The 22,075-nt window shown below is 57.6% G+C and carries 18 protein-coding genes; 9 read left to right on the top strand and 9 right to left on the bottom strand.

Translation table 11 applies throughout. From position 1 onward, the window contains the following. Positions 1-11: 11 nt before the first annotated feature. The 4 genes from GOW92_RS21045 to GOW92_RS21030 all read right to left on the bottom strand — a co-directional run bounded on the left by GOW92_RS21045 (position 12) and on the right by GOW92_RS21030 (position 3,370). On the bottom strand, positions 12-512 hold the full coding sequence (locus GOW92_RS21045; protein WP_170564497.1) for a bactofilin family protein: 501 nt from the start codon (positions 510-512) through the stop codon (positions 12-14). Then, positions 502-1,827, bottom strand: coding sequence for a DUF5930 domain-containing protein (locus GOW92_RS21040; RefSeq protein WP_170564494.1), 1,326 nt, complete (start codon positions 1,825-1,827; stop codon positions 502-504). Before GOW92_RS21040 ends, GOW92_RS21045 begins: the two co-directional genes overlap by 11 nt. A gap of 183 nt (positions 1,828-2,010) precedes the next feature. Then, positions 2,011-2,823, bottom strand: a complete 813-nt coding sequence (locus tag GOW92_RS21035; RefSeq protein ID WP_170564823.1) for a ferritin-like domain-containing protein — start codon at positions 2,821-2,823, stop codon at positions 2,011-2,013. A gap of 85 nt (positions 2,824-2,908) precedes the next feature. Beyond that, positions 2,909-3,370, bottom strand: coding sequence for a peroxiredoxin (locus GOW92_RS21030; protein WP_170564491.1), 462 nt, complete (start codon positions 3,368-3,370; stop codon positions 2,909-2,911). Between the two features lie 68 nt (positions 3,371-3,438). Between GOW92_RS21030 and GOW92_RS21025 the strand changes: the two genes are divergently transcribed. The 4 genes from GOW92_RS21025 (at position 3,439) to GOW92_RS21010 (ending at position 10,017) form a co-directional block, all read left to right on the top strand. Then, positions 3,439-6,822 carry a YhdP family protein gene (locus GOW92_RS21025; RefSeq protein ID WP_254453106.1) on the top strand — a complete coding sequence of 1,128 codons (3,384 nt, stop codon included), beginning with the start codon at positions 3,439-3,441 and terminating at the stop codon, positions 6,820-6,822. A gap of 77 nt (positions 6,823-6,899) precedes the next feature. Further along, positions 6,900-7,946, top strand: a complete 1,047-nt coding sequence (gene queA, locus GOW92_RS21020; RefSeq protein ID WP_170564488.1) for a tRNA preQ1(34) S-adenosylmethionine ribosyltransferase-isomerase QueA — start codon at positions 6,900-6,902, stop codon at positions 7,944-7,946. 112 nt (positions 7,947-8,058) lie between these two features. Further along, complete coding sequence (locus GOW92_RS21015) at positions 8,059-9,330, top strand: MFS transporter (RefSeq protein WP_170564485.1); 1,272 nt, start codon at positions 8,059-8,061, stop codon at positions 9,328-9,330. Positions 9,331-9,438: 108 nt separating this feature from the next. Next, positions 9,439-10,017, top strand: a complete 579-nt coding sequence (locus tag GOW92_RS21010; protein WP_170564482.1) for a DUF924 family protein — start codon at positions 9,439-9,441, stop codon at positions 10,015-10,017. On the opposite strand, the gene GOW92_RS21005 is transcribed toward GOW92_RS21010, so the two are convergent. Then, positions 10,014-10,448, bottom strand: a complete 435-nt coding sequence (locus tag GOW92_RS21005; protein ID WP_170564479.1) for a hypothetical protein — start codon at positions 10,446-10,448, stop codon at positions 10,014-10,016. The genes GOW92_RS21010 and GOW92_RS21005 overlap by 4 nt on opposite strands. A gap of 216 nt (positions 10,449-10,664) precedes the next feature. Between GOW92_RS21005 and lpdA the strand changes: the two genes are divergently transcribed. Beyond that, positions 10,665-12,059 carry a dihydrolipoyl dehydrogenase gene (gene lpdA / locus GOW92_RS21000; RefSeq protein WP_170564476.1) on the top strand — a complete coding sequence of 465 codons (1,395 nt, stop codon included), beginning with the start codon at positions 10,665-10,667 and terminating at the stop codon, positions 12,057-12,059. A gap of 54 nt (positions 12,060-12,113) precedes the next feature. Here lpdA and GOW92_RS20995 read toward each other — a convergent pair whose 3' ends face one another. Beyond that, positions 12,114-13,499: a dipeptidase gene (locus GOW92_RS20995; protein WP_170564473.1), complete on the bottom strand. Its 1,386-nt coding sequence runs from the start codon at positions 13,497-13,499 to the stop codon at positions 12,114-12,116. A gap of 335 nt (positions 13,500-13,834) precedes the next feature. Between GOW92_RS20995 and hemA the strand changes: the two genes are divergently transcribed. From hemA to ispG, 3 genes are all read left to right on the top strand, one after another. After that, positions 13,835-15,058 (top strand): 5-aminolevulinate synthase, encoded by a 1,224-nt coding sequence (gene hemA, locus GOW92_RS20990; protein WP_170564471.1) that lies wholly within the window; start codon positions 13,835-13,837, stop codon positions 15,056-15,058. Positions 15,059-15,187: 129 nt separating this feature from the next. After that, positions 15,188-16,402, top strand: coding sequence for a helix-turn-helix domain-containing protein (locus tag GOW92_RS20985; RefSeq protein WP_170564468.1), 1,215 nt, complete (start codon positions 15,188-15,190; stop codon positions 16,400-16,402). A 71-nt stretch (positions 16,403-16,473) separates the two neighbouring features. Beyond that, positions 16,474-17,595, top strand: coding sequence for a flavodoxin-dependent (E)-4-hydroxy-3-methylbut-2-enyl-diphosphate synthase (gene ispG / locus GOW92_RS20980; protein ID WP_170564464.1), 1,122 nt, complete (start codon positions 16,474-16,476; stop codon positions 17,593-17,595). Between the two features lie 26 nt (positions 17,596-17,621). On the opposite strand, the gene GOW92_RS20975 is transcribed toward ispG, so the two are convergent. The 3 genes from GOW92_RS20975 to GOW92_RS20965 form a co-directional block, all read right to left on the bottom strand. Further along, positions 17,622-18,692 (bottom strand): agmatine deiminase family protein, encoded by a 1,071-nt coding sequence (locus GOW92_RS20975; RefSeq protein WP_170564461.1) that lies wholly within the window; start codon positions 18,690-18,692, stop codon positions 17,622-17,624. A 62-nt stretch (positions 18,693-18,754) separates the two neighbouring features. Next, positions 18,755-19,513 carry a DsbA family protein gene (locus tag GOW92_RS20970; protein WP_170564458.1) on the bottom strand — a complete coding sequence of 253 codons (759 nt, stop codon included), beginning with the start codon at positions 19,511-19,513 and terminating at the stop codon, positions 18,755-18,757. Next, the gene (locus GOW92_RS20965; RefSeq protein WP_170564455.1) at positions 19,510-20,892 is read right to left on the bottom strand and encodes a M48 family metalloprotease; all 1,383 of its coding nucleotides are present in this window, start codon (positions 20,890-20,892) and stop codon (positions 19,510-19,512) included. The genes GOW92_RS20970 and GOW92_RS20965 overlap by 4 nt, the downstream gene beginning before the upstream one ends. Here GOW92_RS20965 and GOW92_RS20960 point away from each other — a divergent pair. Continuing rightward, positions 20,891-22,054, top strand: coding sequence for a pyridoxal phosphate-dependent aminotransferase (locus tag GOW92_RS20960; RefSeq protein WP_170564453.1), 1,164 nt, complete (start codon positions 20,891-20,893; stop codon positions 22,052-22,054). The genes GOW92_RS20965 and GOW92_RS20960 overlap by 2 nt on opposite strands. Positions 22,055-22,075: the final 21 nt, after the last annotated feature.

Below are 22,075 nucleotides of genomic sequence, written 5' to 3'. Positions count from 1 at the left end.
GGCAGTACGTGTTACTGCTTGGCCTCGGCCGCCGGGTTCGCGCCCGACTTGCCGCTACGGCCTGGGTTCAGGGGGTCGTCCTGACGCTGAACCGATCCTTCGAAATGCGCGCCGCTTTCGATTGCGATGGTCTTGTGGATGATGTCGCCTTCAACACGTGCTGTCGACGTCAGGCGCACCTTCAGACCACGGACGCGGCCAACGATACGGCCGTTGATCACGACGTCGTCGGCGGTGACTTCGCCCTTGATAGTCGCGGTCTCGCCGATTGTCAGCAGATGCGCGCGGATGTCGCCTTCGACAGTGCCTTCGACCTGGATGTCGCCCGAAGTCTTTAGGTTACCCGTGATGTGCAGGTCCGAGGACAGAACCGACGCCGGCGGCTTGGGCTTGGGCGCAGTGCTGGCTTTGGTTTCTGCCGGTGCAGGGGCAGCCGGAGTCGCCGGAGCGGCAGGTTTCGCCGCCTCGGGTGCATTGGATGCGGGCTCGTTGATTTTGCTCTTAGAAAACATTTCTCGCAGCCTTGATGTAAGTCATTGGGTTAACAGGTTTTCCGTTCACGCGAACTTCATAGTGCAAATGCGTGCCGGTCGACCGTCCGGTGCTACCCATATCAGCAATATGATCCCCGCGCGAGACCCTTTGACCAACCTTCACACGTATCTTCGTGTTATGGGCATAAAGTGTCTCAATTCCGAACGCGTGCTTGATTTTTACCAACCGTCCGAACCCGGACTGCCAGCCGGCGTGGGTGACCACACCGTCGGCGGTGGCAAAAATGTCGGTGCCATGGGCACCTGCGAAATCAGCGCCGTTATGCATGCGGCGACCACCTGTCTTGGGGTCGCGGCGCGTCCCGAAACCGCTCGTGAATCGCACGACGGAATTGACGGGACTTGCAAACGGCGCTTTCTCTGCTGCAATTCGATACAGGTTCAACTGATCCATCTGTTGCAGCAGAGTATTTGCGCGGATCTCGTCGGGGGTCAGTTCCTCACCGCGCGTGCTAAAAGAAATAGGGGTTAGGGGGCCGCCCATGCCGCTGTATCCGCGGCGGACTTCTTCGATGATGCGGTCGGTGGGCATGCCGGCCTGGCGGAACATCTTGTCCAGTGGTTCAACCGAGATCACCATCGCCTCTTCCAGTTGGCGGAATATCTCGTCGCTGCGTTCCTGCATCAGCCGGATTTCCAGCTCAAGATCGTCACGCTGTTCCAGTGCGTCCTTGGCGTCCGCCGCAATCTGGTCTCGTTCTTCGGCGGTGCGGGACAGCGCCTCGGTCATGAAGTTCATCTGCTCAGGGTTGGAAACGGCGGCCAGGTACATATCACCTTCGCCAGCTTCCTGCTGCAGCGTGACCAATTCTGTCCGGGCTTCTTCGCGCTGTTTCATGGTGGCACGCAGTGTGGTCTGGATGACTTCGATCCCGGTTTCAAGCTCGCGGCGGCGGTTTTCCGATGCCAGCAATTCTGACTGCATGGCCGAAATCTGCTCAAGCGCTGCATTGAACCGGTCCTGAGCTGCCAGAGCTTCTTGCGCGCGCACGTCCCGTTCTGCAGACATGATATTCAGGCGTTCCTGATAGGTCGCCTGATCGCGTTTCGCCTGCTCTCGGAAGTTCCCCGATCCGATGCTGTCCATCAAAAGGATCGCGGTCGCAACCGCCGTCCATCCTACGAATAACGCGACCCCGGCAACGGCAAAAACCTGCGTTTCCGAGCTGAGCCGGATAAATCGCGTATCGCTATCTGATTTCAGAAAGACACGGCGCTCGGGAAAGTGCCGCTCGAACAGTGAATGTAACTTAATTGCCAGACGTGTTCTCACGCGTCCTACCTCTCCATCCCCAAAGATCGGGATCGGTCGTGAGTGATAGCCGTCCCTTGGGCGAAGTGCATAGAGGGAGAGGGGGCTTTGGGCAAGTTTGTTAACAAATCGACCTTGCGTTACAGGTTTTTGCCGCCGATTCTAGGCGGGAAATTGCCGATAACGTCAACTTGAGCAGGGTTATTACGTCTGTCCCGGAAGCGGCAGATCTTCCGTCAGTGGCCAGTAGAAATCCGGCGGCAGTCCGGCCTCGGCCCGTTTTTCTTCGTTAAACGGAGGTTTCAGAACGCCATGGAAGTACTGGCGCACCAACTCGTGAAACACATCCTTGGGATCGGCATTTTCACGCCCGCACAGGAAGTGAAACCACTTTGAACCATAGGCGACGTGGCCCACTTCTTCGGCATAGATGACTTCCAGCGCGGCGATTGCCTCTTCGGCTTGAGCTTTGCGGAATATGTCGATCATGCCGGGTGTCACGTCCAGTCCGCGGGCCTCCAGGACCATGGGTACAACTGCCAGCCGTCCCATCAGGTCTTCAGTCGTATCCTCGGCGGCGCGCCACATCCCAGCATGTGCGGGCAGGGCGCCATAGTGGCTGCCCATATTTTCCAGACAATCACAGACCATCTCAAAATGCCGCGATTCTTCTTCGGCGCATTTGACCCAGTCATCGTAAAACCCGACTGGCATCGGCACGTGGCCGAACCGCGCGATGATGTCCCAGTGCAGGTCCACGGCGTTCAGCTCGATATGCGCAACCGCGTGCAACAGAGCGATACGCCCGGCCTCGGTTCCGGGTTTGCGCTTTGGAACTTCACGGGGTGACAGTAACTCGGGCTTGTCCGGGCGAGCGGGGTTCAGCGGAGGAATTGCGGTACCGACCTCGATTTCAGGCGTGTCGCCCTTGCGTGATGCGAACCAGGCGGCGGCATGGCGTTTGGACAGGGCAGTTTTTTCCCGGCCATCTGCTGTTGTCAGGACTTCGGTCGCCATCTGGGTCAGTGTTTTGGACACCGCTTTGTCTCCGTAGATTGAGATGGACGGCTCTTAAACCGGATGACGACCGTGGTCGAGAGGATTACAGGCTGCGCACCGCCGCAAGCACTTCTTCCACATGGCCGGGGACTTTGACTTTGCGCCAGACCTTGGCGATCTTGCCCTCGGCATCGATCAGGAAGGTCGAGCGCTGAATCCCCATGGATTTCTTGCCATACATATTCTTTTCAACCCAGACTCCATAGTCCTCGCAGACCGAAGACCCTTCGTCCGACAACAGCGGGGTCGTCAGGCTGTGCTTGGCTACAAATTTGTCGTGCTTGGCGACGCTGTCCCGCGAGATGCCGAAAACTTGAGCGCCTGCATCGGCAAACTCCTGAAGTTGTTCCGAGAAACCGATGGATTCCTTGGTGCAGCCCGGCGTATCATCACGGGGATAGAAAAACAGCACGACGGTGCCGCCGCGCAGATCCGAAAGGGTCACCTCGCCGCCGCCGTCACGGGGTAATGTGAAATCAGGGGCGATGTCTGTTACGTCGGGCATTGGAAACTCCGCTAAAGGATTTTAAGTGCTGCCCGGCATAATAGGGCGACGCGAGCGGGTTGAAAGACTTGGATAAAAAATTGGCTCAGCACGAAGACGCAAGTGGTGACCTGACCGAGATGCCTGTGCGTCGCCGGTCACGCCGTCATATTGCCGCGCGCTGGAGCATTGGATCCTTGTTATTGCTGTGCCTGCTGGCTGGCGCAGGGTGGTTCTTTCTGATCGGGAAACAGCTGCACGCGCCGGATTGGGTCAAGCAGAGCGTAGAAGAACGTCTTGAGCGCAGCCTTGGCGGTTTGAAATTCACCTTTGGTGACGCCAGCTTCATCGTAAACGAAAACTGGCGTCCGCGTATTCGGTTGACAGATGTAACCATCAGTGACGCGGCAGGGCAGCAGATCGCCCAAGTGTCGGACTTGCGGACCCGGTTGTCGATGCGCGCATTGCTGCGTGGCCAGATCAGGCCCCGGCGGATTGTGTTGCGTGGCGCGCAGATCGCCTTGACCCGCGGTGAGGACGGCGCCTTGTCGCTCACCGTCGGGTCGGGAAGTACACCGGTTCAGAAGGCCCCAACGCTGGCACAACTCATCGCGGAATCAGATGATGTGTTTCTGTCCCCGATCCTTTCGGGTTTGCGGTCGGTGGATCTTGAATCGTTGACGCTGGACTACCAGGATCTGCGGCTAGGGCGCGCATGGGTTATTGACGGCGGACATATCTCAATCATCCGGGATGGGGATGAAATGCGGCTGGCGACCGGCTTTTCGGTTCTGACCGGCCGCGATTACGCCAGCACGATCGAAGCAAATTATACCAGCGTGCTTGGTACCCCGCAGGCCAGTTTTGGCGTGTCGATAACTGATCTTCCCTCGGAAGACATTGCCACCCAAAGCGTTGCGCTGGCCTGGTTGCAGGTGCTCAAAGCACCGATTTCCGGCGCGTTGCGGGGCAGTGTTGACGGACAAGCCGCGCTGGGCCCGCTTTTTGCAACGTTGAATCTGGGCGAGGGCGTCCTGCAGCCAAGACCTGAGACGCGTCCTATCGGGTTCGAATCTGCGCGGGCCTATTTCACCTATGACCCGGCACGGCAGATTCTGGAATTCAACGAGGCCTCGGTTGTATCCGATCTGGGTGCCGTGCAGGCCGAAGGCAAAGCTTACCTGAACGGCGTCGAAAATGGGGTGCTTGAAAGCCTGACGTCCCAGCTGACCCTGAACAGTATCGACATCTATCCCGGCGGGCTGTTCCCGGAATCGTTGGAAACGGCGCGGGCAGATCTGGATTTTCAGTTGAAGCTTGCTCCGTTTGAGCTTCAGCTTGGGCAGTTGACCGTCACGGATGCCCTGCACGAGCTGCACGCGACGGGTAAGCTGATCGGCCAGCCAGATGGCTGGGATGCCCAGCTGGATGCACAACTGGACAGAATGGGATCCGAGAATCTATTGCGGTACTGGCCCGAGAAGCTGGCGCCGAACCCGCGAAAATGGGTGTCGGAAAACCTGTACGAAGGTCAGTTTTCGGATGTGGAGTTTTCTCTTCGCCTGCATCCAGGCAGTAAGCCGGATCTCTATCTTGGCCTCGGGTTCGAAAAGGCCAAGATCAGGTTTGCCAAGACCTTACCGCTGATCGAGGACGGGCAAGGTCGACTCAGCCTGTTGAAGGACCGTTTCACTGTCACCGCTGAAAAGGGCGTTGTCATCGCCGATCAGGGAGGGGCGGTTGATGCCTCGGGGACGTCGTTCATTATACCGGATACAACAGCCAAGGGCGGAACGCCCGCGATTGCACGGATTCAGGCGCGCGGTAGTGTCGAGGCAGCTTTATCGCTACTGGACCGTCCACCATTAAGCTTGATGAGCAAAGCCAACCTGCCGGTTGATCTGGCTGCGGGTGACGTCAGCTTGACTGGCACCTTGTCGTTGCCCTTGAAAAAAGGGCTGAAGTTTCAAGACACCGAGTTCCACTACACTGGCGAAATCGACAATGTCCAAAGTGACAAGCTTGTCCCCGGCTATTCGGTCAGCGCAGACCGATTGAACTTGTCCGGAAACCAGACCGAGGTTGAAATCGACGGCTATGGATTGTTTGGTCAAGTGCCTATGCAGGTCGCGTGGCATCAGCCCATCGGCGGAGCGGGACCACAACGCAGTGAGTTAACTGGACAGATCGAGCTGTCACCCTTGCTACTGAGCGAGCTGAACGTGCCGCTGCCATCGGGCATGCTTACCGGGAAAGGTACGGCGAACATTACCGTAGGCATCGGTGCGGATGAACCGATCAAGCTTTCGGCGACCTCGGACCTTGCGGGGGTCGGTCTGGCTATTCCGGAACTTGGTTGGCGCAAAGGTACGGGGGCGACCGGAAAGATGACGCTGGACGCCACGTTGGGTGAAAAGACCAGTGTGGATGAGTTGACACTTGATGTGGCGGGGCTGCGCACTTCAGCGTCGATCTTTTTCCGGGACGGGGGTGCCTTTGACCGGATTCGGTTCAGTTCGTTTGATTTGGGCAATTGGCTGGCAGTTCCGGCGGAATTGATCAACACCGGCGGGTCTGTTCCCAATATCGTCGTTCAGGGGGGTGTCTTGAATTTGGGCCTCGCAACCTTTGGTGAGGGCGGTGGCGGCGGTGGGTCCGGCCCCGGACCAAGGGTCGACGTCCTGTTGGACCGCCTTCAGGTGACTGAAGACATTGCGCTAACAGGGTTCCGGGGCGCGTTCCAAACCACAGGGGGCGTGAACGGCACATTTACCGCAAATGTGAATGGCGGTGCTGCGGTCAGTGGGCAGGTGAGCCCACGAGACAGCGGTAGCGCTGTAAACATCAAATCTGGCGATGCCGGGGCCGTGTTAAGGTCAGCTGGTGTAATCACGCAGGCTCGTGGCGGCGGTTTGGATTTGCAGTTGGAACCGGTCAGCGCACCGGGAAACTATGATGTCATCCTAAAAATCGTGAACACACGCATTACCGACGCACCTGCAATGGCCGCGCTGCTTGACGCAATCAGTCTTGTAGGGCTGTTGGACGAGATGACGGGGCAGGGGATCTTTTTCTCAACCATCGACAGCCGCATGCGGATAACCCCGACCGAGATCAAGGTCCTGAGCGGTAGTGCCGTCGGTCCGTCGATCGGCTTGTCCTTTGACGGAACGGTCGACACGGTTGCGGGTATGCTGAACCTGCGTGGTGCGATCTCGCCAATCTACCTGGTGAACGCGATTGGAAGTGTGTTTACGAAAAAGGGCGAGGGCATAATTGGGTTCAATTACAGTCTGACAGGGCCACTGACCAAACCAAAGGTTTCGGTAAACCCACTGTCGGGCCTTGCCCCCCTGTTCTTACGCAACTTGCTGCGCGCCCCGGCGCCGACTGTATCAGATGGTCCCAACGCACAACGACAAAAGCCGGATGAGCCCAAAAAGACGTTTGGGTCTCCGCCACGTGACAACTGACCCCAGGCTTCTGAATGTGACCCCAGGCATCAGAATGGGCTGTTGCTGAATCTGATCCGGAATTGTATGGCGCGGCTATGAAACTCAGCGATTTTGATTTCCATCTGCCAGAAGACCGGATTGCCACACGTCCCGCCAGCCCACGCTCAAGCGCGCGCCTGCTGGTGGCCGATGGTGATGCGATCTCGGACGCACATGTCTTTGATCTGCCAAACTGGCTGAAGCCCGGCGACCGCCTAGTACTGAACGACACGCGGGTTATTCCCGCGCGCCTGAACGGGCGGCGCCATCGCGACAGCGCACAGGGCCCTGTTTCAGCCGCGATTGAGGCGACCCTTCTGGATCCGCAGGCTAACGGCACATGGGCTTCCCTGATCAAGCCGCTGAAAAAGGTAAAGTTAGGCGAAGATATTCAGTTCTCGGATCAGCTTAGCGCCAGTCTCGAACGGGTCGAAGACGGGCAGGCGTATCTGCGATTCAACCTGTCTGGCGACGATTTCGATGCGGCGCTGGAACAAGCCGGTGCAATGCCGCTACCGCCTTACATCGCCGCTAAGCGACCAGCGGATGAGCAGGACAAGACGGATTACCAGACAATCTGGGCCCGCAATTCCGGCGCGGTCGCAGCCCCCACGGCCTCGCTGCATTTTGACGAGGCATTGATACAGGCGCTGGGCGAGCGCGGCATCGTATTTACCCATGTTACGCTGCATGTGGGCGCGGGGACGTTTCTGCCGGTCAAGGTCGAGGACGTGACGACGCATAAGATGCACGCAGAGTGGGGCAGTGTCAGCGCCGCCGCCGCGCAAGAGATACGTGAGACCAAGGCGGCCGGCGGGCGCGTCATCCCGGTTGGCACCACCGCACTGCGTCTGATCGAAAGCGCGGCGCGCTCGGGGCAGATCGAGCCGTGGGAAGGTGAGACTGATATCTTCATCTACCCTGGCTTCAAATTTCACGTGACCAACGCATTGATGACCAATTTTCACCTTCCGAAGTCTACCCTGTTGATGCTGGTTTCGGCCTTGATGGGGCAAGAGCGTATGAGGAATGTGTATGCGCATGCAATTGAACAGAATTACCGGTTCTTCTCGTACGGGGATGCGTCGCTTTTGATCCCGTAAGGGACGCGTTGTCGGGATCGAATCTTTCCAATGTCGTAGACAAGCATGACCAAAGCCGTTTTTGATTGCAAAACGGTGCCATAATCTTGGTCGGAAATATTCGGAGACCCTAATGCTTCAGGTCCTTTCCAGCGCATGGGCGCTATTGCTCGGTATGGGTTTGTTGATGGTCGGAAACGGCCTTCAGGGGACAATTCTGGGTGTTCGCGGCGAGATTGAGGGTTTCTCGACCCTGCAAATGTCGTTCGTGATGTCGGCCTACTTTGTCGGCTTCCTAGGCGGGTCGCGTCTCGCGCCGGAAATGATCCGCCGCGTCGGGCATGTGCGGGTCTTTGCGGCACTGGCGTCGTTCATCTCGGCTGTGATGATCATGTACCCGTTGATGACCGACCCGGTTATCTGGATTCTTGGCCGTGTCGTGATCGGTTTCTGTTTTTCCGGAGTTTACGTCACTGCGGAAAGCTGGCTCAACAATGCAGCGAGCAACGAGAACCGTGGCCAGGCGTTGTCCCTTTATATGATCTTCCAGATGACTGGCATCATCAGCGCACAAGGCTTGGTTTTGTTGGGCGATCCGGCCGGGTTCGACACCTTTGTGATCGCGTCCATTCTGGTTTCAGTCTCTTTTGCGCCAATTCTGCTGTCGATTTCGCCTACACCAGCTTTTGACACAACCAAGCCAATGACACTGCGCGAATTGTTCGGTTATTCGCCATTGGGCTGTGTCGGCATGTTTCTTTTGGGTGGCGTGTTCTCCGCGCAGTTCGGGATGGCGTCGGTATACGGTGCCCGCGCAGGCCTGACACTGGTCGAGATTTCGACTTTCATTGCCGCTTTCTATATCGGTGCTCTGGTCTTGCAATATCCATTGGGGTGGATGTCTGACCGCATGGATCGCCGCTTCCTGATTATGCTTGTTGCAGGGGTTGGTGGTTGCGCGGCTTTTGTCGGCATGGTGTTCGGGGTTACGTTTCCAATCCTGCTGGGCGTGGCATTTGTGATCGGCGGTATGTCGAACCCCTTGTATTCATTGCTGATTGCCCATGCGAATGACTTTCTGGATCACGAGGACATGGCCGCAGCGTCTGGTGGTCTGTTGTTTATCAACGGCCTCGGAGCCATCGCTGGCCCGCTGATCACCGGTTGGCTTATGGGCGATGCAGTCTTTGGTCCTCCGGGCTTTTTCCTGTTCATTGCCGCTTTGCTGGTCACGATGGCTGCTTACGCGATGTATCGCATGACACAACGAGCGGCGATCCCAATTGACGAAACAGGCACGATGTCCCCCGTCTATCCAACGGCGTCCCCGGTTGCGTTTGAGGTTGCACAGGAAGTGGCCATTGAGGCCGCTGAAGCCGAGCAAGAAACGCAAGATGTTGCCTAGGACACGAAAATATGTCGCAAGTGTTGCAATATTTTACTGTAACAAACCTGTAAAACGCACTTTAATGACGTTACGTCCCTGGGGGGGCAACACGACGGAGTTAAGGGCATGGCAAGTCCTGAAGAAGTATTGAGTTTTTGGTTAGATGAAGTTGGTCCCAAAGGGTGGTATCTGCAGGACGACGCATTGGATGCTGAAATTCGCGAAAGGTTCCTGACTACGTGGGAGGCTGCGAATGAAGGCAAGTTTTCCCTCTGGTTGACCTATCCCAGCGGTGCTTTGGCATACATCATCCTGATGGATCAGTTTCCACGCAACATGTTCCGGGGGCGGGCCAAGGCGTTCGCGTCAGACCGCGCGGCTTTGTCGGCGGCGAAATGTGCGGTGGACAAAGGGTGGGATCTGAAGATCGACGAACCGGCCCGCCAGTTCTTCTATCTTCCATTGATGCATTCGGAAAACCTGTGTGATCAGGAACGCTGCGTGCGCCTGATGTGTCAAAACATGACCGACGGCGCCGACGGCAACCTGTTGCACGCACGGGCGCATCGCGAAGTGATCCGCAAGTTCGGCCGGTTCCCTTATCGCAACGACGCCCTCTCGCGCCCGATGACCGAGCACGAGGCCGCCTATGTCGATATGGGCGGGTACGGCGCCACAGTGCGCGAGCTCCAGGCCGCCGGCTAGGACGCCGGTTCGCAGCCTCGGATTGCGATGATCCGGTCGGCAACGATGTCGGCCGAGTTTTCAATTGCTGTGTTGATTAACTGGTCCGGGGCCTCGGTCAATTCAGCTATTCTGGACTGAGCAGCTTGCAGGTTGCTTTCCAGACCATCCAGCTTTCCCAAAGCGTCAGACAGTTTCCGGGCGGTCGCGCTGTCAGCCGCTGTTCCGCTAAGCTGAAGGGATGACAAGTCGCTGCGCAATGCCGTCAATTCGCCGCGTATCCCCTGAACCTCTTCCTTCAACGGAGCTACAATCTGAACTTTTTCGGCAAATTTGCCTGTAATTCCGTCGACCGTCGAGGCCAGCTTCCACCCCAGAAACAGACAAAGTGCGATCAGGATAAGCGTGGCATTCAGCACGGCAAGCAACAAATCTTTTAGCGTTTTGGCCATGGTAAGCCTTTCGAATGACTTGGGTTTCACAAAGCCCGGGAAGGTCCGGTGTGTATCTTCTAGCCATAGCTTCGCGTGCGGTATAGGCTGAAAATTGCGCATTCCGCGCCGGTTTACCCTGCGTCCGTTTTGTCGCGGGAGCAATATGTTGATGCGTTCTGAAAATTAGTTTAATGGTAAACTAATTTCTGAATCGACCTGCGCCGAGAGGGAAACATGGCAGCACAATCTTTTGATCTGATCGTAATTGGCGCCGGCCCTGGCGGGTATGTGGCTGCTATTCGCGCCGCCCAGCTGGGCCTGAAAACAGCGGTGGTCGAGCGTGAGCATCTGGGCGGTATCTGTCTGAACTGGGGTTGTATTCCGACCAAGGCACTGCTGCGTTCCTCCGAAGTGTTCCACCTGATGGAGCGTGCGAAGGATTTTGGGCTGAGCGCGGACAAGGTTGGGTATGATCTGGACGCGGTCGTAAAGCGCTCGCGCGGGGTTGCGGCGCAACTGTCGGGCGGCATCGGCCACCTGTTGAAAAAGAACAAAGTGACTGTGGTCATGGGCGAGGCCACGATCCCTGCGAAGGGCAAGGTTACCGTCAAAACCGACAAGGGCACCGAGGAACTGGCGGCCAAGAACATTGTTCTGGCCACCGGTGCGCGAGCGCGGGAATTGCCGGGTCTGGAAGCAGACGGCGATCTGGTCTGGACTTACAAACACGCTCTGCAGCCGCCGCGGATGCCGAAGAAACTGCTGGTCATCGGATCAGGTGCGATCGGGATCGAATTCGCCAGCTTCTACAATACATTGGGTGCCGACACGACTGTGGTCGAGGTGATGGATCGTGTCTTGCCGGTTGAAGACGCTGAAATCAGTGCGCTCGCCAAGAAGGCCTTTACCAAACAAGGCATGACCATCATGGAAAAAGCGATGGTCAAGCAACTGGATCGTGGTAAGGGCAAGGTCACCGCGCATATCGAAGTTAAGGGCAAGGTCGAAAAGCACGACTTTGACACCGTGATTTCGGCCGTGGGGATTGTAGGGAATGTTGAAGGTCTTGGGCTTGAGGCACTGGGCGTCAGGATCGACCGCACCCACGTCGTAACAGATGAGTTCTGCCGTACAGGAGTCGACGGCCTTTACGCAATTGGTGACATCGCAGGCGCGCCTTGGCTGGCGCACAAGGCCAGCCACGAAGGTGTCATGGTTGCTGAGCTGATCGCCGGCAAGCACGCACATCCGGTGAAACCCGAGAGCATTGCCGGGTGCACCTACTGTCAGCCGCAGGTGGCGTCGGTTGGGTACTCCGAGGCCAAGGCCAAAGAACTGGGCTATGATATCAAGGTCGGTCGGTTCCCGTTCATCGGCAACGGCAAGGCCATTGCACTGGGCGAGCCCGAGGGCCTGATCAAGACAGTCTTTGACGCAAAAACAGGTGAGTTGCTGGGCGCGCACATGATCGGCGCAGAAGTTACCGAGTTGATTCAGGGTTACGTCGTGGGACGCCAGCTGGAAACCACGGAAGAGGACCTGATGAACACCGTCTTCCCGCATCCAACCCTGTCTGAAATGATGCATGAAAGTGTGTTGGACGCTTACGGACGCGTAATTCACATGTGATAGGGGCCTAACCTCAGAAAAAAGGCACCGCAAATTGGGCGGTGCCTTTTTTGTTTACTTGTTCAAAGCATCCAGAATGCGCGCCCACGAGCGGATGCCCTTGTGGAAGCTCTTCACGTCATACTTCTCATTAGGTGAGTGGATGGCGTCGTCATCATTGGCATAGCCGACCAGCATCGAATCCAGCCCGAGAACCGTGTCGAAATAGCCGACGACCGGAATCGAGCCGCCCATGCCGGTAAAGACAGCCTCGCGGTTCCATTCATCGGACAATGCGCCGCGCGCCGCTTCGAATTCTGGGCGGTCGAGGTTCATGACGGACGCAGGAGAGCCCTCCAGGTCATTGTCCCAGACGACTTTCGCGTCCGGCGACAGGCGATCATCAACGTGTTTGCGGATCTTGTCGCGCAGGGCGTCGGGGTCCATGTCACCGACAAGACGGCAAGTGATCTTGCAGTGCGCTTCGGACGGGATCACGGTTTTCGAACCTGCGCCGTTGTAGCCGCCCCACAAACCGTTCACTTCCAGTGTCGGACGCGCCCATTGCTGCTCCAGTGTGGAATATCCTTTTTCACCATGCGGCTGCGAATAGCCAACCGAATTCAGGTATTCCGCCTCATCAAACCCGCAGTTTTCCCACTGGCGAAGTTGCTCGGCGGGTACTTCGTGCACACCTTCGTAGAACCCTTCTACGGCCACACGCCCTGTTTCGTCGTCATAGAAAGAGGCGACGATCTTTGACAACTCACGCAGCGGGTTGAGGCCCGGGCCGCCGTAGTGACCGGAATGCAGATCGATGCGGGGACCGATGATGGTGAATTCATCCTTGAGCATGCCGCGCAATTGCGAGGCGATGGAGGGCACGCCACGCGAGACCATCGAGGTGTCGCAGACCAGTGCCAGATCGGCCTTCAACTCTTCCTTGTTGGCTTCCAGGAACGGAACCAGCGAGGGCGAGCCGGATTCCTCTTCGCCTTCGAAGAAAAACGTGATGCGGCAGGGCAGAGTGCCGTGGATGGCTTTCCACGCGCGGCAAGCCTCGACAAAGGTCATCAACTGACCCTTATCATCTGAAGAACCTCGGCCACGGATGACCTGACCGTTTTCGGTGTCTTCTAGGGCGGGATCAAAGGGGTCTCGGTTCCAAAGTTCCAGCGGGTCAACGGGTTGGACGTCGTAGTGGCCGTAAAACAGAACATGGGGGCCGTCGCCGTCTTCGCCCACATGGCCAACGACCATCGGGTGACCCGGGGTCTCGCGTTTTTCGGCGGCTATGCCGATGCTTTGTAGATCTGCAACCAGCCAATCGGCCGCCTGATTGACCTGCTCTTTGTATGCCGGGTCGGTCGAGATTGACGGGATGCGTAGAAATTCCATCAACCGGTCGATGGATGTGGTCAGATCGGTGTCGATCCTGCTCAGAACAGCGTCTAGCGACATGAGCTTCTCCTGAATGGCGTGAACTGGTGCGGAACCTATCAGCACGGGCGGCGCCGTCCAGTGCGTATCGGCAGGATTTGGAGTATACTATTGGAAACAGGAAGTGTGGCAGGGGGATCGCCTGCGTCGTTTCCTCGCGTCTGATGGCCGTAACTTTACTTGTCGGGGGGCGTTAAGAGAGATAATTGATACAGATCAATGCTGCGACTCCGGCAATGCCTCTAGGCAAGGTACTTAAGGGGAAGCAAAACCGCGGGGACGGCTAGACCCGTCATCTGGGGAAATAAAGGGTTCGGCAAACAGCAAGTTTTTGTCGGGCACATAAGGAGAAACTGGTGGACTATACTGCTCAGCTCGATTCTGCGATTGCCAGGCTGCATGATGAAGGTCGTTATCGTACCTTCATCGATATCGAACGCCAGAACGGTCATTTCCCGCATGCTGTACGCACGCGCCCAGACGGCTCGCAACAGAACATCACGGTGTGGTGTGGCAACGACTACCTAGGTATGGGCCAGAACCCGGTTGTTTTGAATGCAATGCATGATGCCGTTGACGCGGCCGGTGCGGGGTCGGGCGGAACGCGCAACATCTCAGGCACCACTGTCTATCACAAGCAGCTTGAGGCTGAACTGGCTGATCTGCACGGCAAAGAGGCCGCGCTGCTGTTCACCAGTGCGTATATTGCCAATGACGCGACACTTAGCACGTTGCCAAAGCTTTTTCCCGGCCTGATTATTTATTCGGATGCGTTGAACCACGCCTCGATGATCGAAGGCGTACGCCGCAACGGCGGTGCCAAGCGCATCTTCCGCCATAACGATGTTGCGCATCTGCGCGAATTGCTTGAGGCCGACGATCCCGCAGCCCCCAAACTGATCGCTTTCGAGTCCGTCTATTCGATGGATGGCGATTTCGGACCGATCGAGGAGATCTGCGATCTGGCCGACGAGTTTGGTGCCCTGACCTATATTGATGAGGTACACGCTGTCGGTATGTATGGTCCGCGTGGTGGTGGTGTGACCGAACGTGATCGCCTTGCGCATCGTATCGACATCATCAACGGCACTTTGGCCAAAGCCTATGGCGTGATGGGTGGCTATATCGCCGCCAGCGAGAAAATGTGTGATGCGGTGCGTTCTTATGCGCCGGGTTTCATCTTCACAACGTCCTTGCCGCCGGCTGTAGCCGCGGGTGCGGCAGCATCGGTTGCATACCTCAAAGGCGCATCTGAACTGCGCGAGCAGCACCAGACCCAAGCCAAGATTCTCAAATTGCGTCTGAAGGGGATGGGCCTGCCGCTTATCGATCATGGCAGCCACATCGTTCCAGTGATTGTTGGAAACCCTGTGCACACCAAAATCCTCAGCGATAAACTGCTGGATGATCACGGTATCTACGTTCAGCCGATCAATTTCCCGACTGTGCCGCGTGGTACCGAGCGCCTGCGTTTTACCCCGTCACCGATACATGGACCGGGTGAAATGAACCGATTGATCCAGGCGATGGACGAACTTTGGTCACATTGTGCGCTAAATCGCGCCGAACTTGCCGGTTAACCTCACGCCAAAGTGTGCAATGCGTTTGTCGCGTGTTAAGCTTACGCTAACAAAAGAGACGCACGAATCGTTAAGTGGGCGATTCGCCGTTGGCGTGTAACACGCGCAAGGCAGAATGGGGCAGCAGGGATGATTGGGCGCAGATCACAGCGCGATTCCGAAGAAAACACGGACGTCAGGCCGAAGGGCTTTGACGACTATGAGGTGCGACTTGGCGACAGGATGCGCGGAGAACGCGCGACCATGGGCAAGTCTCTTCTGGATGTTCAGCGCGAACTGCGGATCAAAGCCAACTACATAGCAGCAATCGAAGACGCGGATCCCGATGCGTTTGATACACCCGGCTTCATCGCCGGGTATGTGCGTTCTTATGCGCGTTATCTGGGCATGAACCCGGATGAAACCTTTGCTACCTTCTGCGCCGAAAGCGGATTTGAAGTAGCCCATGGTATGTCTGCCGAAGCTTCGGTCGTACGCAAACCGTCGGGCGGGTTGCCTGCGCGTGGGCCGATGGGTCGCGATCCGTTCATCTCGCCGAATACACCTTACATCCCGGGTAGGGAATCTCTGGTCAGCCAGATTGAGCCGCGCGCCATTGGATCGTCTCTGGTCCTGCTGGCTGTGATTGGTGGCATTGGCTATGGCGGTTGGGCCGTATTGAACAAAATCCAACAGGTTCAGGTGAGCCCGGTTGAACAGGCCCCGGTGGTTCTGTCCGATCTCGACCCGTTGGATGCAGCTCGCGTACCGGTAGAAATTGCCGAAGCAGCGGATTCAACAGCGCCGACCCCCGAAGCGCTGGATCGTCTCTATCGCCCACAAGCGCTGGATGTTCCGGTTCTTGTGGCACGCGATGCACCCATTGCAACGCTGGACCCACGTACTGTCGGCACGTTCCGCCCGCCGGAAGCGCCCAAAATCGAAGTGGCCGAGGTGCACACTGTTGAGCGCCCCGCATTGCCGCAAGTCGTCGAACAGGTTGATACCGCGCTGAAGATTGTGGCCGTTGCGCCGTCTTGGATGCGCATTCGTGCGGCAGATGGAAGTGTTCTCTTTGAAGGCACGTTGGGCACGGTCGAGCAGGGTAACACCTTTGAAATTCCCCTGACTGAAGAACCACCGCAACTGCGCGCAGGGGCTTCAGGTTCCGTTTATTTCTCGATGAACGGCGAACACTTCGGACCGGTTGGTGCGCCTGGCACTGTGACCAAAGGGGTTCTGCTGTCCAAGGATGCAGTTGCGGAACGCTATGAGGTTGCCGATTTGGAGGCCGAACAGAACAGCGCCCTCAAACAATTGGTGGCCGAATTGCAGGCGGAAGTACCGGAAGCCCCGGCAGAATGATCTGACCATTGCGGTGGCCCGGTAGGCGGACTATTTAAAGACGCAACTCAAGCTATTTTGGACCCGTCCTCATGTCCCTTAATCACGTCCGTCCGTGGCGCAATATCTACCGTCGCAAATCCCGTCAGATCATGGTTGGGAACGTTCCGGTCGGGGGCGACGCGCCCATCGCTGTTCAGACGATGACGAACACGCTGACAACGGATGTTGCCGGGACTGTAGCTCAGGTTCAGGCAGCCGCCGAAGCGGGCGCAGACATCGTGCGCGTTTCCGTCCCGGACGAGGCGTCGTCCAAAGCCCTGAAAGAGATTGTGCGCGAAAGCCCGGTTCCTATCGTGGCCGACATTCACTTTCACTACCGCCGCGGTATCGAAGCCGCCGAAGCGGGCGCTGCGTGCCTGCGGATCAACCCGGGAAATATCGGTGACGAAAAGCGCGTGAAAGAGGTCATCAAAGCCGCGCAGGACCACAATTGCTCAATCCGCATCGGAGTGAACGCGGGCAGCCTGGAAAAGCATCTTCTTGAGAAATATGGCGAGCCTTGCCCCGAGGCGATGGTCGAAAGCGGGCTGGAACACATCCGCATCCTGCAGGATAACGACTTTCACGAATTCAAGATCAGCGTGAAGGCCAGCGACGTTTTCCTGTCGGCCGCAGCCTATCAGGGCATTGCCGAGGCCACGGATGCGCCGATCCATCTTGGCATCACCGAGGCGGGCGGACTGGTGTCAGGCACCATCAAATCCGCCATCGGGCTAGGCAATTTGTTGTGGATGGGGATTGGTGACACGATCCGCGTCAGCCTGTCCGCCGACCCAGTCGAAGAGATCAAGGTGGGCTATGAGATCTTGAAATCTCTGGGCCTGCGCCATCGCGGCGTGAATATAATCTCGTGCCCCTCCTGCGCGCGGCAAGGATTCAACGTTATCAAAACGGTCGAAGCGCTGGAGCAGCGTTTGGAGCATATAAAGACCCCGATGAGCCTGTCGATTATCGGGTGCGTGGTGAACGGCCCGGGTGAGGCGCTGATGACAGATGTCGGTTTCACCGGCGGTGGGGCAGGGTCCGGCATGGTCTATCTGGCCGGCAAGGCCAGCCACAAGATGTCAAACGATCAGATGATCGACCACATCGTCGAAGAGGTCGAGAAAAAGGCTGCTGAACTGGATGCTGCGGCTGAGGCGGCGGAATAGTTGACGCCATTGACCCTCGGGCCAACTTAGATGGCGGGCATTTGTTGCGTTGCGCAGTGAATACCGCCACCAAGTTCGCCTAATATATCGACGTTCAATGTCACGACTTCGCGCCCTGGATAATGGCTCGTCAGGGCGTCGCGCGCGATATTGTCGGTTTCATCGTCGCCGAACTGAGCCATGATGACAGCCCCATTGCACACATAATAATTTGCATAAGATGCTACGAACTCTGGGTCATTGACCCGTCGTCTGACCGGTTCTGGAATGACATCTACTTGCAAACCTTCCGCCACTAGCTGGTCATGCGTGTCCAACCCTGCAAGATGGAAGGGGTCTTCCATGTCCGGTTCATCTGGCAGGTTGAGCAGGACGCGACCGGGTCCGGTAAAACGTGCGAGGCTGTCGATGTGGTAATCAGTGATGTCCTCGCCCCAAACGCCCTCTGACCAGATCATGCGGTCCGCCCCATAGGCGTCCAGCAGCTTGGCCTCAATAACTGCGCGGGATTGACCAGGATTGCGATTGTCGTTCACCCACGAGCTTTCATGCGCCATCAGCAGCCCGTGACCATCCTGTTCTACACCGCCTGCCTCGCCGTTCAGGCCAGAGGGCAGGAGAGGCAGGCCAAGTTGTTCAGCCACCAGGGCGGCGATGCGCGCGTCGTGTTTATGAACTTGCTTTTTTCCCCACCCGTTGAATTGAATTTGACGGATAGCGATGCCGCCGTCTTCGTTGATCACAAAGACCGGGCCGGAATCGCGGCACCAGAGATCTTCGGTCGGCACATCCCACAGATCGACGGAAGCAGTCAGCTTTTGGCGCGCGCCCGCGTGATGTTCGGCCGCAGCCAGCATCGTCACAGGTTCAAATTCGGATATCACATTGGCAACATCGGCAATCACCTGTTGCACCATGCCGAGATGATGGGAATCTCGGTAGACCTTGCGGCTAACCGGCCACTGCATGAATGTTCGTTGATGCGGCTTCTCTTCGGCAGGCACAAAAAAGCCTGAAGCTGATTGGGCATAGGACTGACCTGAAAGACTCATGACACCGAATGCCCCACCGGCAACTAGAAGATTCCGTCGGTTCATCGCGGGAAACCTAACTTATTGGCGATATTGGGACACCTCAACCTGAGATGCCCCGTAGTTTGTTAACCCTGGTCCGCCCGAACACCGTTCGCAATTTGTATCATCTGATCGGCTGGCAGGAAGCCACGCAGCATTTCGGTGCCCAAAACAAATGAAGGCGTCCCAGAGATGTTCATTCGTTGCGCCAGGGCGCGGGTCCGTGTGATTTCTTCAGAAACTTGCTCGCTGTCCATTGCTGCAATTATCGCATCGCTGTCCAGACCAAGGCCGTCCGAGATACGGCGCAGCGAAACTTCAGACGGCTCGCCACCGAATTCCAGCAACGCATCATGCACCTGTTTGTAAGCGTCATCCCCGGCAACATGTTTGGTTGCGACGGCAAACCGCGATGACAGAACCGAAGCATCGCCCAGGATCGGGAATTCCTTGATCACAAGGCGGATATTGCCGTCCGCGGCCAACAGGCTTGCGACCTCGGGCACGGCGCGGCGGCAATAGCCGCAGCGGTAATCCATGAACTCGACCAGAGTGATGTCGCCTTCGGGGTTACCACCAACCCAGCTATAGCCGTCGTTGAACAACTCGTCTGCGTTGGCCGCGACCAGATCCTTGTCTGCGGCGGCTTCGGCAGCGGCGTTGCGCTGTTCAAGGATGTTGATTGCTTCGATGATCACTTCGGGGTTTTCCAGAAGGTACTCGCGCACTTGCGCTCCGAACTGCTCGCGTTCGGCATCGCTCATGGTGCTCAGGTCCAAGGCCTGCGCGGGGCCGGCGATCAGGGAAAGCCCCAGAAGGGCGGGTGCAGCATGTCTGAGGATCATTTCCGGTTCCTTTTCTTTTTCTTCGCTCGTTCTGAGGCAATCAGCACATCTTGTGCCCGTTGCCAACCTGGTGAACCTTCGGGCAATTGCCCGACGGCGCGTCTTGCGTGGATGCCTGCATCGGCCAACCGGCCTTGCAGAGCATAACGTTCTGCGGTCACAGCCGAAGCCATGCCATTATTTCCGACCTCGGCGTAAGCCATGCCGAGATCCTGCATCAGTCGTGCATTGCGATAGTCCCGTGCGCGCGCCTTTTCAAGCACCTTGAGGGCGTCGGTCGTTTGCCCATCTGCCAGCAAAGCGCGCCCGTAACCTGCCAGAAGAAGTGGATCATTCGGGGCCATCTCAACTGCCTGCCCGTACGCTTTAATAGCGTCATCCAACTTTCTGTTTTCCAGTAATATTTGCCCCTTTAGCTCGTAAAAAAAGGGATCATCGGGTCGGACTTCCAACGCGCCGTCGATTGCCGCCCGTGCTCGGGCCAAGTCGCGGTTCTGGTGATGGGCGGCGGCTTCGCGCATCAAACGTATGTCTTGCGCGTCTTCTTCCCTGGACCGGCGCAGGGTCCAGCCTGGCGAGCGGAGAAAGGCGGACAGCTTGCCCTTGACCCGCGCGAACCAGTAGTCGGCGTTTGGGTTTGGTTGGGCAAGATCGCTGAATTCGCCCATAAAGGCCTCAGCCGCGCGCAGGCGTTCGCGGCTGGTAGGATGGGATCGCATATAGGGGTCTTGATTGGTGGTGTTCAACAACTCCTGACCTGCGAATTTTTGATGCAAGGCGACCATCCCGCTGGGCGAAATCCCTGCCGCACGCAGGTAGCTGGCCGAACTACGATCCGCCGACGCCTCTTCGGCCCGTGTGTGCCCCAGGAAACCGCGCAGGGCAGCGGCGCTTGTGCCGGCGGCGATTCCCGCGGCGGCCTCACCACCACCCGCAGCTGCGGCAATCAAGGCCAGCGCCGTGCCCAGCTGCGCATTGCGTTGTGCGGCGCGCATGTTTTCGACCCGCCTGGCCAGATGGCCATTGGCGATATGGGCCGCCTCATGCGCAATCACGGCCTGCAGCATTTCCGGGCTTTCGACGGTCAGGATCAGCCCGTAATTCACGTATATCGCGTTGTAATCAATGACAAACGCGTTGAACGTACTGTCGTTGACGACCAGAATTTTCACTCGGTTGGTGTTTAATCCGGCGGCCCGCAGAATTGGGAAGGCCAGTTCACGCAGTCCATGTTCAATGTCGGGGTCCCGGATCAGGCTCTGAGCGTTGGACTGAAACGCACTGCCCATCCATGTCACTGCAATCAGCAACAGGGCCGGGATTGACGCCAGCCTGGATAAGCGTTCAAAAGCCATGGCTGCAACATGGGAGATGGGCATGAGAAACTCAACCCGATCCGGGGTCGATCCCTTCATCGTGATGGACGTTATGGAGGCCGCGCGCCGCGCCGAAGAGGCTGGACGCCACATCATCCACATGGAGGTTGGACAACCGGGAACCGGTGCGCCAAAGGGGGCCGTTCAGGCCCTAGCCAAAGAGATGGATCAAGGCCCGCTGGGCTATACCGTTGCTTTGGGGCTGCCAGCACTGCGCCAACGGATCGCACGGCTTTACGGCGAATGGTACAATGTCGACTTGAACCCCGAACGCGTTGTGGTCACACCGGGATCATCCGGTGGGTTTCTGCTGGCTTTTACTGCCTTGTTTGACAGCGGCGACCGCGTGGGCATTGGCGCGCCGGGCTATCCGTCCTACCGGCAGATTCTGAAGGCACTTGGATTGGTGCCGATCGACCTTCCGACTGCGCCTGAGAACCGCCTGCAACCTGTCCCATCCGATTTTGCAGGGCTCGACCTGCAGGGCCTGATGGTGGCATCTCCGGCCAATCCCACCGGAACGATGTTGGATCACAAAGCCATGGGCGCGCTAATCGAGGCCGCGCAGGGGCAGGGCGCTTCGTTCATCAGTGACGAGATTTATCACGGACTGGAATATGAGGCCAAAGCTGTTACCGCGCTGGAACTGACGGACGAGTGCTACGTGATCAACTCGTTTTCCAAGTATTTCTCGATGACAGGCTGGCGCGTCGGCTGGATGGTGGTCCCCGAGGATCAGGTGCGTGTGGTCGAACGGATCGCCCAGAACATGTTCATCTGCGCGCCGCACGCCAGTCAGATGGCAGCACTTGCCGCGATGGATTGTGACGGTGAATTGCAGACTAACCTAGACGTCTATCGCCGCAACCGCACATTGATGCTGGAAGGGCTACCCAATGCCGGTTTCACCAATATCGCGCCGCCCGATGGGGCATTCTACGTCTACGCTGACGTCTCGGACCTGACCGATGACAGCCGCGCCTTTGCAGCCGAGATTCTGGAAAAGGCTGGTGTGGCCGTCACGCCCGGTCTGGATTTCGACCCGCTGCGCGGCCATACGACGCTGCGGTTTTCATACGCCCGATCAACGGCAGACATCGAAGAGGGGCTGCAACGTCTGCACCGGTTTATGATGGAACGCGGCGCAATCAAGGAACAGGCTTGAGCCGTTCACAATTGGCCCCGG

The organism is Ruegeria atlantica (assembly GCF_013032505.1).
Classification (GTDB): Bacteria; Pseudomonadota; Alphaproteobacteria; order Rhodobacterales; family Rhodobacteraceae; genus Ruegeria; species Ruegeria atlantica_F.
This window is presented reverse-complemented; position numbering and strand designations above follow the sequence as displayed.

Bases quoted from the DNA above. Each gene is read 5' to 3' on its own strand.
- GOW92_RS21035 (WP_170564823.1), bottom strand. From the start codon at position 2,823: ATGGCGACCGAAGTCCTGACAACAGCAGATGGCCGGGAAAAAACTGCC.
- GOW92_RS20965 (WP_170564455.1), bottom strand. From the start codon at position 20,892: ATGCCCATCTCCCATGTTGCAGCCATGGCTTTTGAACGCTTATCCAGG.
- GOW92_RS20960 (WP_170564453.1), top strand. From the start codon at position 20,891: ATGAGAAACTCAACCCGATCCGGGGTCGATCCCTTCATCGTGATGGAC.
- GOW92_RS20995 (WP_170564473.1), bottom strand. From the start codon at position 13,499: ATGTCGCTAGACGCTGTTCTGAGCAGGATCGACACCGATCTGACCACA.
- queA (WP_170564488.1), top strand. From the start codon at position 6,900: ATGAAACTCAGCGATTTTGATTTCCATCTGCCAGAAGACCGGATTGCC.
- GOW92_RS20975 (WP_170564461.1), bottom strand. From the start codon at position 18,692: ATGAACCGACGGAATCTTCTAGTTGCCGGTGGGGCATTCGGTGTCATG.
- GOW92_RS21030 (WP_170564491.1), bottom strand. From the start codon at position 3,370: ATGCCCGACGTAACAGACATCGCCCCTGATTTCACATTACCCCGTGAC.
- GOW92_RS21010 (WP_170564482.1), top strand. From the start codon at position 9,439: ATGGCAAGTCCTGAAGAAGTATTGAGTTTTTGGTTAGATGAAGTTGGT.
- GOW92_RS21005 (WP_170564479.1), bottom strand. From the start codon at position 10,448: ATGGCCAAAACGCTAAAAGATTTGTTGCTTGCCGTGCTGAATGCCACG.
- GOW92_RS20985 (WP_170564468.1), top strand. From the start codon at position 15,188: ATGATTGGGCGCAGATCACAGCGCGATTCCGAAGAAAACACGGACGTC.
- ispG (WP_170564464.1), top strand. From the start codon at position 16,474: ATGTCCCTTAATCACGTCCGTCCGTGGCGCAATATCTACCGTCGCAAA.
- GOW92_RS20970 (WP_170564458.1), bottom strand. From the start codon at position 19,513: ATGATCCTCAGACATGCTGCACCCGCCCTTCTGGGGCTTTCCCTGATC.
- GOW92_RS21045 (WP_170564497.1), bottom strand. From the start codon at position 512: ATGTTTTCTAAGAGCAAAATCAACGAGCCCGCATCCAATGCACCCGAG.
- GOW92_RS21015 (WP_170564485.1), top strand. From the start codon at position 8,059: ATGCTTCAGGTCCTTTCCAGCGCATGGGCGCTATTGCTCGGTATGGGT.
- lpdA (WP_170564476.1), top strand. From the start codon at position 10,665: ATGGCAGCACAATCTTTTGATCTGATCGTAATTGGCGCCGGCCCTGGC.